The sequence below is a fragment of the Streptomyces sp. NPDC002851 genome, assembly GCF_053591935.1.
This window is the reverse complement of sequence record NZ_JBSFUT010000010.1, coordinates 1-11,759: the sequence shown is the minus strand read 5'-3', so window position 1 is coordinate 11,759 and position 11,759 is coordinate 1. Positions and strand designations below refer to the sequence as shown.

General features: G+C 70.3%; 9 protein-coding genes. 8 read left to right on the top strand and 1 reads right to left on the bottom strand.

Translation table 11 applies throughout. The features are described 5' to 3' along the window. Nucleotides 1-89: 89 nt before the first annotated feature. Nucleotides 90-275, bottom strand: coding sequence for a hypothetical protein (locus tag ACWD10_RS13045; RefSeq protein ID WP_451090089.1), 186 nt, complete (start codon nucleotides 273-275; stop codon nucleotides 90-92). A 597-nt stretch (nucleotides 276-872) separates the two neighbouring features. On the opposite strand from ACWD10_RS13045, the gene ACWD10_RS13040 reads away from it, so the two are divergent. The 8 genes from ACWD10_RS13040 (at nucleotide 873) to ACWD10_RS13005 (ending at nucleotide 11,483) form a co-directional block, all read left to right on the top strand. Beyond that, entirely contained in the window at nucleotides 873-4,430 is a 3,558-nt protein-coding gene (locus tag ACWD10_RS13040) for a nitrate- and nitrite sensing domain-containing protein (RefSeq protein ID WP_451090087.1), read from the top strand. Nucleotides 4,431-4,439: 9 nt separating this feature from the next. Next, the gene (locus ACWD10_RS13035) at nucleotides 4,440-4,853 is read left to right on the top strand and encodes a roadblock/LC7 domain-containing protein (protein ID WP_311727850.1); all 414 of its coding nucleotides are present in this window, start codon (nucleotides 4,440-4,442) and stop codon (nucleotides 4,851-4,853) included. A gap of 145 nt (nucleotides 4,854-4,998) precedes the next feature. Beyond that, on the top strand, nucleotides 4,999-5,403 hold the full coding sequence (locus tag ACWD10_RS13030) for a DUF742 domain-containing protein (RefSeq protein WP_451090085.1): 405 nt from the start codon (nucleotides 4,999-5,001) through the stop codon (nucleotides 5,401-5,403). Further along, nucleotides 5,384-5,971, top strand: coding sequence for a GTP-binding protein (locus ACWD10_RS13025; protein ID WP_451090083.1), 588 nt, complete (start codon nucleotides 5,384-5,386; stop codon nucleotides 5,969-5,971). Before ACWD10_RS13030 ends, ACWD10_RS13025 begins: the two co-directional genes overlap by 20 nt. Nucleotides 5,972-6,360: 389 nt before the next feature. Beyond that, on the top strand, nucleotides 6,361-9,780 hold the full coding sequence (locus ACWD10_RS13020) for a nitrate- and nitrite sensing domain-containing protein (protein ID WP_451090081.1): 3,420 nt from the start codon (nucleotides 6,361-6,363) through the stop codon (nucleotides 9,778-9,780). A 10-nt stretch (nucleotides 9,781-9,790) separates the two neighbouring features. Further along, entirely contained in the window at nucleotides 9,791-10,204 is a 414-nt protein-coding gene (locus ACWD10_RS13015) for a roadblock/LC7 domain-containing protein (protein WP_451090396.1), read from the top strand. Between the two features lie 96 nt (nucleotides 10,205-10,300). Then, nucleotides 10,301-10,924, top strand: a complete 624-nt coding sequence (locus tag ACWD10_RS13010) for a DUF742 domain-containing protein (RefSeq protein WP_451090079.1) — start codon at nucleotides 10,301-10,303, stop codon at nucleotides 10,922-10,924. After that, nucleotides 10,905-11,483: a GTP-binding protein gene (locus tag ACWD10_RS13005; RefSeq protein ID WP_451090077.1), complete on the top strand. Its 579-nt coding sequence runs from the start codon at nucleotides 10,905-10,907 to the stop codon at nucleotides 11,481-11,483. The genes ACWD10_RS13010 and ACWD10_RS13005 overlap by 20 nt, the downstream gene beginning before the upstream one ends. Nucleotides 11,484-11,759: the final 276 nt, after the last annotated feature.

Here is an 11,759-nt window from a genome sequence, read left to right as displayed (position 1 = left end):
GTGAGGGGGCTGTGCCCCCAGCGCCCCCCGTCGCCCTTCGGGCTCGTCCTCAAACGCCGGACGGGCTTCTTTCTCGCCTCAGGCCAGGGCTACTCGGCGGCAGCGGCCACCGGGACCTCGATCAGCGTCGTGCGCCTCGGGTTGGCCGTGTTCGTGGGGAGGTCCGCCGTGTGCTCCTGCTGTTCCGCGGGCTGCAGCTCCTCGGTCGCGTCGAGGTGCGCCAGGGTGGTGCGCCGCGGGTTCGCTATGTTGCGGAACATCATCGTCGTCTTCATCGGCGGATCGGACCTCTGATTCTCGCTCGGGCTTGTGCTGCTGGTGTACGGGGGCGATTACCGCGAGTTGACGGTGGGGCCGCCCTTGTAAAGCGTCAGGCTAAACATCGGAATTCCCGGGAAAGCCGTGAACTCCCCTTGATCAGCATGTGAGTTTGCTCACCGGGTAGCCGACATTCCGGACACTTCCGGCCCTCAACTCACCCGGCAGGAACAGACATTCCGCCACTGAACCGCAGATTCCGCTCCTGATCATGGCGACTGGGACACCCTCCACCCACCACCGGCTCGCCAGAAATCGCCCGATATAAAGGGGATCGCGTTACACGTCTCGTGACACGGCGGTCACAATTCGTCACGTAGGTCACAGGCCGATACCCGGGCCTTGTTGGAGATCCAGCACTGTGCTGGAATTCCCGGAAACCGCCGCAGGTATGAACCGGCGCGCAGGGGCGCAACGCAGCGCCGAGTGGCGGTGGGAGAGGGGGAGACGCGCCGGTCACTCACGACCACCAGGGACCCCTCCGGGTCCCGAGACGCCGACACACCGTCCCACCGTCGTACGGCGGGACGCCTGGTCCAGAGGTTGCGACGCTAGTGCAGGGACGTTTCAAGAGGGAAGGCAGCGCTGCGGCGGAGCCGGAGCTGCGCGGCAAGAGCGAGCGCGGCCTGGGCGGCAAGGACGCCCCGGCGCAGTCCGGCGATGGCGACCGTGCCGCCGCCGGCGCGGCCAGCGCCCCCAAGGGGGCACGGAGCGAGGGCTCACGCCTCGCGCTGCGCAACTGGCGTATCTCGACCCGACTGGTCTCCCTGCTCGCGCTGCCCGTGGTCGCGGCGACCTCGCTGGGCGCGATCCGGATCAGCGACTCCATGGACGAGATGGAGCAGCTCGACCGGATGAAGCTGCTCACCGACATGACCAAGCAGGCCACCGAGCTTGCGGCGGCGCTCCAGGAGGAGCGCGACCAGTCGGCGGGCCCCCTCGCGAACGGCGCGAAGGCGAGCGACTTCGCGGTCAAGGGCCCGCGGACCAAGACCGACCGCGCCAAGGACGCCTTCGTCCAGGGCACCGCGGACATCGACGAGGCCCGCGGCGACCAGGCCATCGAGTCGATCCGCGACAACGTCGTGCAGATCTCCACGCAGCTCCTGACCATCAAGGACATCCGGCGCGACGCGTACAAGAAGGGCACCCCCACCTCGCAGACGGTGGCGGCCTACAACCAGCTGGTCGACCAGCTGCTCAGCCTCTCCCGGGACATGGCGCTCGCCACCAGCAACCCGCAGATGATCCAGCGCACCCGTACGCTTTCGGCGTTCTCCGCCGCCAAGGAGTACGCGTCCATCCAGCGCGCCGTGATCGCCGCCGCCCTGCCGCCGAACAAGAGCGAGTACGGCAAGCTCTCCGACTCCGACCGGCTCTACGCCCTGTCCGCGTGGCGCAACGAGGAGTCCCACCTCTCCAGCTTCCAGCGGTCGTACTCGACCAGCGGCGGTAACGCGGCCGAGCTGATCAAGCCGCTCGACAGCAACCCCGTCATCAAGGACGCGGACAACTACGCCGAGCGCGTCCTGAAGAACTCCAACGGGATGCGGAGCCTGGAGCGGCGCTCGTACCCCGACTGGTCCGATGCCGCCGCCACCAAGCTCAAGCAGATGACGCTGATCGAGAAGACGCTCCTCGGCGACATGGAGCAGCAGGCCCGTGAGCTGCGCGACGAGTCGCAGCGCGAGGCGATCATCAACGGTGCGCTGATCCTGCTCGTCCTCGGCGTCTCCCTGGTCGGCGCCTTCGTGGTGGCCCGGTCCATGATCAGCTCGCTGCGGCGGCTGCAGGACACCGCGACCAAGGTCGCCCAGGACCGGCTGCCCGAGCTGGTCAAGCAGCTCTCCGAGACCGACCCGCAGGACGTCGACACCTCCGTGGAGTCGGTCGGTGTGCACTCCCGGGACGAGATCGGCCGCGTGGCCGCGGCCTTCGACGACGTGCACCGCGAGGCGGTCCGGCTCGCCGCCGAGCAGGCGCTCCTCCGGGGCAACGTCAACGCGATGTTCACCAACCTGTCGCGGCGTTCGCAGGGCCTCATCCAGCGGCAGCTCTCGCTCATCTCCGAGCTGGAGTCCCGCGAGGCCGACCCCGACCAGCTGTCCTCGCTGTTCAAGCTCGACCACCTCGCCACGCGTATGCGCCGTAACGGTGAGAACCTCCTCGTCCTCGCCGGTGAGGAGCCCGGACGCCGGTGGACCCGGCCGGTGCCGCTGGTCGACGTGCTGCGTGCCGCGGCCTCCGAGGTGGAGCAGTACGAGCGGATCGAGCTGGCCGCGGTGCCGACCACCGAGGTCGCGGGCCGGGTCGTCAACGACCTCGTGCACCTGCTCGCCGAGCTCCTCGAGAACGCCACTTCGTTCTCCTCACCGCAGACCAAGGTCAAGGTCACCGGTCACGCGCTGCCCGACGGGCGCGTCCTGATCGAGATCCACGACACCGGTATCGGGCTCTCGCCCGAAGACCTCGCGGCGATCAACGAGCGGCTCGCCTCGCCGCCCACCGTGGACGTGTCGGTGTCCCGGCGCATGGGTCTGTTCGTGGTCGGCCGGCTCTCGCAGCGGCACGGCATCCGCATCCAGCTGCGCCCGTCCGACTCCGGCGGTACGACGGCGCTCGTCATGCTCCCCGTGGAGGTGGCCCAGGGCGGCAAGCCCGTCCCGGGCAAGCCGGGTGCGCCCGCGCCGTCCGGTGGCCCCGCGGCGGCGCAGGCCGCGGCCGGTGTCGCCGCCGCGCGTCGGCAGGCGACCGGTGGCGGTGGCCAGGGCGGTCCCGGCGCGGGTTCCGGCGGTCGGCTCGGTGCCGCCCCGGCGCGCGGGCAGGTCACGGGCGGCCCGGGCCCGCGTGCCGCGCTGCCGTCCCGGGACGCGCAGGGCGGTGGCCAGGGTCCGCGGGCCGGATCGCCGCAGGGCGGTCCCGCACCACGCGGGCAGCAGGCCCCGCAGGATCACGGCCAGGCGTCCCGTCCCCCGCAGGACCGGACCCCCGGCGTCGCGGGCGACCCGATGAGCGGTGGCCAGCGTTCCGACGTCTTCGGCGGGCCGCAGGGCCACCGCGCGGCGGCCCCCGGCGGCCCGGCCGGTGGGACGCCCGTATCGCCGCAGCAGCGCACCCCGCAGAACGCGGGCGACCACGACGACCGTCCGCAGCTCTCCCCGCGCGGCGGCCCCCGGGCCGAGCTGCCCGGCGGCAACCCGCAGTCGCGGGTGCCCGCGAGCGGCGGCGAGTCCGGCGGCCCGCAGCGCCCGGGCCCGGTGGACGCCCCGCGCGAGCACCGAGACGCTGACATCACGGCCAGCACAGCCTTCACGGCCAGCACAGACAACACGGACACCACGGCGCCGCTCTCCCGGATCGACGACGGGGACCAGCAGGGCCCCGGCTCCACGGCCCAGTTCGCGCGCCCCGACTTCAACTCGCCCGGGCCCGACGCGCAGCGCCCCGCGCAGCACATGTCGCAGCAGTCGCACCCCGGCCAGGCCGAGCGTCCCGACGAGCTGCCCCCGGCCGGTCCCGGCGACGGCCGCACGCCGCTGTTCGACACCCTGGAGACCACCTGGTTCCACGGTCGGCAGCAGGGCGACGGTCAGCAGAACGGCCAGGCGCCGGAGCAGCCCTCCGGTCAGGCGCAGGACCACGGTCACCCGCAGCAGGGCGGCCTGCCCCGCCGCGACGGCAACGGCCAGTCCCAGGGCGGCCGTTCGGCGGGTGGCCAGGCGCCGTCCGGACCGCCCAGGCGCACCCCGCAGCAGCCCCCGATGCCGCCGCAGGCCCCGCCGATGCCGGCCGGGCCCCCTGCTCCCCCGGGGCAGGTCTCCTGGCGGAACTCCCCCAATGACGAGCTCGGCCGGCAGGCCGAGCGGGTCCGTCAGCCCTCGGCCGGCGGAGTCACCACCTCCGGTCTGCCGCGCCGGGTACCGCGGGCGAACCTCGTGGCCGGTACGGCGGAACAGCAGCAGCAGCCTCAGAGCGGCCCTCAGGTCTCGCGTTCACCCGACGAGGTACGCGGCCGTCTGACCAACCTGCGCCGGGGCATCCAGCAGGGTCGCGAGGCCGGATCCGGCCAGACCGGCAGCTTCCCCAGACCCTCTCACCAGCAGGAGCGTTAGTTGAGTCCGATGAGCCAGGCGGCGCAGAACCTGAACTGGTTGATCACCAATTTCGTGGACAACACCCCCGGGGTGTCCCACACGGTGGTGGTATCGGCCGACGGTCTGCTGCTCGCGATGTCCGAAGGCTTCCCCCGGGATCGCGCCGACCAGTTGGCTGCGGTCGCCTCCGGGCTCACCTCGCTGACCGCCGGGGCCTCCCGGATCTTCGAGGGCGGCGCCGTCAACCAGACGGTGGTCGAGATGGAGCGGGGCTTTCTCTTCATCATGTCCATCTCCGACGGCTCGTCGCTCGCGGTGCTCGCGCACCCCGACTGCGACATCGGTCTCGTCGGGTACGAGATGGCGCTCCTTGTGGACCGCGCGGGCACCGTCCTCACTCCGGACCTGCGCGCCGAGCTTCAGGGGAGTCTGTTGAACTAGCCCCGGCCCGCACCACCGGCCCGGCCGCACCATCCGCGACCGCACCGCCGCCCAGCCCACCGTCCGGCCGCCCAGCGCCCCATCGGCCCCCCACCGGCCCTGTCAGACGGCACGACCACAACCTGCTGTCCCGCCCGGAGGATTCATGACCCCGCCCCCCGTTCACGACCCGTATGGCTCGCATGCCGCGCCGTACGGGCCCGAGGGCGACCAGCCGCTGGTGCGTCCGTATGCGATGACGGGCGGCCGCACCAGGCCGCGGTACCAGCTCGCCATCGAGGCTCTGGTCAGCACGACGGCGGACCCGGCCCAGCTGATGGGTCTGCTCCCGGAACACCAGCGGATCTGCCACCTGTGCCGTGAGGTCAAGTCGGTGGCCGAGGTCTCGGCCCTGCTGTCGATGCCGCTCGGTGTGGCCCGGATCCTGGTGGCCGACCTGGCGGAGGCCGGACTCGTGGCCATCCACCAGCCCGGCGGCGACGAGAACGCCGGCGGCCAGCCCGACGTAACACTGCTCGAGAGGGTGCTCAGTGGACTTCGCAAGCTCTAACGACCCTGTGGCAGCGGGTCGTTCGACCACATCCGCCAAGATCGTGGTGGCGGGTGGCTTCGGCGTGGGCAAGACCACGTTCGTCGGCGCCGTCTCGGAGATCAACCCGCTGCGCACCGAGGCCGTCATGACCTCCGCGTCCGCGGGCATCGACGACCTGACGCACACCGGGGACAAGACGACCACCACGGTCGCCATGGACTTCGGCCGCATCACCCTCGACCAGGACCTGATCCTGTACCTCTTCGGTACGCCCGGCCAGGACCGCTTCTGGTTCATGTGGGACGACCTGGTGCGCGGCGCGATCGGCGCGGTCGTCCTGGTCGACACCCGGCGGCTCGCCGACTGCTTCCCGGCGGTCGACTACTTCGAGAACTCCGGCCTGCCCTTCGTGATCGCGTTGAACGGCTTCGACGGGCACCAGCCGTACAGCCCGGACGATGTCCGCGAGGCGCTCCAGATCGGCCCTGACACCCCGATCATCACGACGGACGCACGACACCGCGGAGACGCGAAGAGTGCCCTGATCACGCTGGTCGAGCATGCCCTGATGGCGCGTCTGCGCTAGCCGCGCCCGCGTCTCAAGTCCCCGTGGACATACGGAAGTTGTCGTAGGGACGCCGGAAGTGGGCTGTGTCCTTTGACACGGCCCGCTTCGGTGTTCATAACGTTTCGACAGAGAATTCCGTGGCCACCGACACAGCTCGCATACAACCGGTACCCCTGTGCTCACATCTGCCCCGCCTTTTGACGGGGCTCGCTCTTTATGCCCGTTTTATCTGCGGCTTGAGTCACCCCGGAAGGGCCCTTTCCACTGTTTGGAAGAGGCCCGCCTGACGTGCTGGAATGCGCTGAACTGCCCAGTAGCACGGGCGAGAAGACCCGTTACCCCGGGCCAGATGACGTCAGCGGCACAACGTAGTACGTAGGTGCCGACGCCGAGAGGTTGTTGGTCGAGTGAGGCGAAGCAAGAACAGCCCCGATCCGCTGGAGCGGGGCAACTTCACCCCGCCGCCGCGAGGAGCGGCACCTCCCGCGGAGGTACCCGCGGCCGATTCCACCCCGACCAGCGGCGGCGGCAGCAGGTTCTCTCCGCGCAACTGGCGGGTGCCGGTCCGGCTGAACGCGATCCTCCTCATACCCGTGGTGGTCGCCATCGTCATGGGCACCTTCCAGGTGAAGGGCTCCATCGACACCTGGAGCGAGGCGCAGGACGCCGAGAAGACCGCGCTCATCGTGCGCGCCGCCGAGAACTACGGCCAGGCGCTGCTCAACGAGCGCGACCTCTCCGCCGCCCCGCTGCTGCTCGGCCAGGGCGAGACCGCCGAGGTCAAGAAGGTCCGTGAGGCCACCGACGTGGCCAAGGCGGAGTTCGACGAGGTCATCCAGGACATGCCCGCCGATGAGGGCCTGGAGCGCCGCCTCGACCTCTTCAAGGAGAACGAGTCCAAGCTCGCGACCCTGCGCAAGGCGGCCTTCACCCGAGCCATGGACCCGGTGAAGACCGAAGAGGGCTACGTCCAGGTCCAGCACTCCCTGATGGAGTTCGCCAACGAACTCGGCCTCGGCACCGGCAACATCACCAGCTACGGCCGTACCGTGTACGCCGTCTCGCTCGCCAAGGCCGCCGTATCGCTTGAACGCTCCATCGGTACGCACCTGCTGATCCGCCCCGCCTCGCAGCCCTCGGTCCTCGAGGGCCAGACCACGGCGTTCACCTCGTACGCCTATCTGGAGCGCATCGCCATCGGCGAGTACACCTCCGCGGGCACCGAGCAGGACTTCGAGAACCTCAAGAAGGTCCTCAAGGGCAAGCAGGAAGCGGGCAAGAAGAAGCTCGCGGCGGCCGCCAAGCAGGCCAAGCTGCAGGGCAAGCCGTTCAAGGCGCCGCCCTCGATCGACACCATGGTCAAGAAGATCGGCAGCGGCGCCAAGCCGGCCACGCTGCGCCAGGACGGCATCACGCCCGAGGCGTGGAACGCCGCGATCACCGCGAAGTTCGACGGCTACCGGGAGATCGAGACCCAGCTGATCGACAAGGCCGTGGACGAGTCCTCGCAGATCGCGGACGACGCCCAGCAGGACGCGTACGTCAACGGCGCGATCGTGCTCGCCGCCGTCCTGCTCGCCTTCCTCATCGCCGGGCTCATGGCCCGCCAGATGAGCCGCAGCATGGGACAGCTGCGCACCGCCGCCTTCGGCATCGCCGAGCAGCGCCTGCCGATGCTGGTCGACCAGCTCTCGCGGACCGACCCGGGCCGGGTCGACACCCGCGTCCAGCCCATCCCGATCACCACGCAGGACGAGATCGGCGAGGTCGCCCGCGCCTTCGACCAGGTGCACCGCGAGGCCGTCCGGCTCGCCGCCGAGCAGGCCCTGCTCCGTGGCAACGTCAACGCGATCTTCACCAACCTGTCGAGCCGCAACCAGTCCCTCATCGAGGGCCAGTTGACGCTCATCACGGAGCTGGAGAACAACGAGGCCGACCCGGACCAGCTGGAGAACCTCTTCAAGCTGGACCACCTGGCGACCCGTATGCGCCGTAACGGCGAGAACCTCCTCATCCTCGCGGGCGAGGAGCCCGGCCGCCGCTGGGACCAGCCGGTGCCGCTCGTCGACGTCCTGCGCGCCGCCTCCTCCGAGGTGGAGCAGTACGAGCGCATCGAGCTGACCGGCGTGCCCGAGGCCGACATTCACGGCCGCGCCGTGACCGACCTCGTGCACCTGCTCGCCGAGCTCCTGGAGAACGCCACCACGTTCTCCTCGCCGCAGACCAAGGTCCGCGTCACCGCGACCCGGCTCCCCGACGGCCGCGTGATGATCGAGATCCACGACAAGGGCATCGGCCTGACCGCCGAGGACTTCGCGGACATCAACCACAAGCTGGCCAACCCGCCGACCGTGGACGCCGCGATCTCCCAGCGCATGGGCCTGTTCGTGGTCGGCCGCCTGGCGGACCGGCACAACATCCGGGTCCAGCTGCGCCCCTCGGGCGAGCAGGCCGGCACGACCTCGCTCGTCATGCTGCCGGAGGTGATCACGCACGGCGGTGGCGGCGACGACCTGCCGGAGAGCGAGTTCACCGTCTCCCAGATGATCCCGGAGCAGCGGCAGCAGCAGCGCGCGTACGAGGCGCCGCCGCTGCGCACCGCGGCCGAGCTGGGCTTCGACGACAGCCGCTACGAAAACGGTCCTGCCGGAACCCCCGGTCCGGGCTCGCCCGAGCTCGACCCCGTCGGCCGCTCGCTGCACCGCGAGGAGCGCCGGGCCGCCCTGGAGGCCCAGACCTCCGACCAGCCAGGGCGTCCGCTCTTCCACGACGAGCAGCGGCAGGACATCCACGGCTCCTTCGACGAGCAGGGCCGCCCGTCCTACGCCGCACAGCAGGGCGCGTACGAGCACGAGCAGACCACGTACGACCAGGGCTACGGGCACGAGCAGGGCGCACCTGCCGGGCAGAACCCTGGATACGACGGTCATGACGGCTACGCCGGCTATGACGGTTACCCGCAGGACGGCGGCTACCCCGACCAGGGCAGCTATGCCGACCAGGGCGGCTACCCCGACCAGGGCAGCTATGCCGACCAGGGCGGCTACCCCGACCAGCGCGACTACCCGGGCGGCAATACGGCTCAGACGGGCGCGGGCGGCTACCCCGAGCCCACCTATGCGGAGCCCGCGTTCGATGACCGGGGCATGCCCCAGAACGCGCAGCAGCAGCCGTTCAGCGCCTTTGAGAGCCGCCCCCACCAGGGAGACTGGCAGGAGCGGCAGGGTCAACAGGACTATGCTCAGGGCGCGTTCGATCAAGAAGCGGAATCTGTACCGGACGCTCCCGCAGGCGGTCAGGAGCGCGTAGGCTTCGACCCGCAGGGTCCTCAGGCTCCCGCCCCGAGCACCGCCCATGACATGACCGACGCCGGTCTGCCGCGCCGCGGATCCGCCGCGGCGGGCAGCAATGGCGGACGGAGCACCACAGGTCAGGGCTGGCCGTCCGGAACGGGCCAGGACACTCCCCCACAGCCGCGTACCGACCAGGAGCAGCCCGCAGGGGCGTCCGGGAGCGACGGCAATGCCGGTGACGACGATTGGCGTTCCGCCAACGACAGTCTCTGGCAACGCGCCGAGCAGCTCCGGAAGCCCCGGGCGGGCGGGGTCACCTCGTCGGGCCTGCCGCGCCGGGTGCCCCGGGCCAATCTGGTCGAGGGCCAGGCGGAGCAGACCCCGCAGGGCGGCCCCCAGGTCTCCCGCACCCCCGAGGAGATCCGGGGCAGGCTGAGCAACCTGCGCCGGGGCGTCCAGCGGGGACGCGACGCAGGAAGTGACTCGAACGACCAGGGCTTCGGTCCTGGTGGCAACTACAACCAGGAGCGTTAGTGTGAGCCCGATGAGCCAGGCGGCGCAGAACCTGAACTGGTTGATCACCAACTTCGTGGACAACACCCCTGGGGTGTCGCACACGGTGGTGGTCTCCGCCGACGGACTCCTTCTGGCGATGTCCGAAGGGTTTCCGCGTGACCGTGCCGACCAGCTGGCGGCCGTCGCGTCCGGTCTGACCTCCCTCACAGCCGGGGCCTCCCGGATCTTCGAGGGGGGCAGCGTGAACCAGACAGTTGTGGAGATGGAGCGAGGGTTTCTCTTCATCATGTCCATCTCCGACGGCTCCTGCCTCGCCGTACTCGCACACCCGGAGGCGGACATCGGTCTCATCGGGTACGAGATGGCACTTCTGGTCGACCGCGCGGGCACCGTTCTGACTCCGGACCTCCGCGCGGAGCTGCAGGGAAGCCTTCTCAACTAGCAATCAGACAGTGCGTTTTCGCGCCCCGTAGCCGTAAAGTCGGGGCGCGGCTCCCACAGTGAGGTGGCGCGGCAGTGTTTGGAGGAGGAGGAAGTCGTGACAAGTAGCGGAACACCGCCAGAGGGTTCGTCCTCGGCCAACTGGTCCTACGGCGCCGGTCAGGGCCGGGACCGGGGTGACGGTTCGCCCAACCGCTACAACTTCCCGTCCTCCCCGAGCCACCGGCAGCAGCCCTACGCACCGCCTCACCAGCAGCCGCAGCACCCGCAGCAGCAGCCGTACGACAGCGGGTCGTACGGCGGGCAGCAGGCGCCGCGGCGGATCCAGCCCGTGGAGCCGCAGCGGCGCCGGGAGCCGCAGCAGCCGACGGGCGGTTCACACAACCCCCTGGTGCGCCCGTACGCGATGACGGGCGGCCGCACCAGGCCGCGGTACCAGCTCGCCATCGAGGCGCTGGTGCACACCACCGCCGAACCGCACCGGCTGCAGGGGCAGTTGCCCGAGCACCAGCGGATCTGCAACCTGTGCCGGGAGATCAAGTCCGTCGCGGAGATCTCGGCACTGCTCTCCATCCCCCTCGGCGTGGCCCGGATCCTCGTCGCCGACCTGGCGGAGGCCGGACTCGTGGCCATCCACCAGCCCGGCGGCGACGAGAACGCCGGCGGACAGCCAGATGTGACATTGCTCGAAAGGGTGCTCAGTGGACTTCGCAAGCTCTAGCGGTGCGTCCCGCTCTACCACCAGCGCGAAGATTGTGGTGGCGGGCGGCTTCGGCGTGGGCAAGACCACGTTCGTCGGCGCCGTCTCGGAGATCAACCCGCTGCGTACCGAGGCCGTGATGACGTCCGCGTCGGCCGGGATCGACGACCTGACGCACACCGGGGACAAGACGACCACGACGGTCGCCATGGACTTCGGCCGCATCACGCTCGACCAGGACCTGATCCTGTACCTCTTCGGTACGCCCGGCCAGGACCGCTTCTGGTTCATGTGGGACGACTTGGTACGTGGCGCGATCGGCGCGGTGGTCCTGGTGGACACCCGCCGTCTGGCCGACTGCTTCCCGGCGGTCGACTACTTCGAGAATTCGGGTCTGCCGTTCGTGATCGCACTGAACGGTTTCGACGGCCAGCAGCCGTACAACCCGGACGAGGTCCGGGAGGCCCTGCAGATCGGCCCGGACGCCCCGATCATCACGACGGACGCCCGCCATCGTGCGGACGCGAAGTCGACGCTGATCACGCTCGTGGAACACGCCCTGATGGCGCGCCTGCGGTAACTCTTACGGCCCGGCGGTACGCGTACGACGGCCCCGCGCTCCCCTCCGGGGGGTGCGGGGCTGTTTCGTTTCCCCACCCCGCCCCTTCCCGAAAGTCCTGCGGACGGCTACGGGGGCTCCGCCCCCGGACCCCCGCTCCTCTCAAACGCCGGAGGGTCTTTATGGGCGGGGTGGCCGGCGTTTGAGGACGAGCGCGTTCAGCGCGATATCTGCGGCGGGGTCCGGGGCGGCAGCCCCGAAGCTGCTGCAAGCTTTCGGGAAGGGGCGGGGTGGGGA

Bases quoted from the DNA above. Each gene is read 5' to 3' on its own strand.
- ACWD10_RS13035 (WP_311727850.1), top strand. From the start codon at position 4,440: ATGAGCCAGGCGGCGCAGAACCTGAACTGGTTGATCACCAATTTCGTG.
- ACWD10_RS13030 (WP_451090085.1), top strand. From the start codon at position 4,999: ATGACCCCGCCCCCCGTTCACGACCCGTATGGCTCGCATGCCGCGCCG.
- ACWD10_RS13015 (WP_451090396.1), top strand. From the start codon at position 9,791: ATGAGCCAGGCGGCGCAGAACCTGAACTGGTTGATCACCAACTTCGTG.
- ACWD10_RS13045 (WP_451090089.1), bottom strand. From the start codon at position 275: ATGAAGACGACGATGATGTTCCGCAACATAGCGAACCCGCGGCGCACC.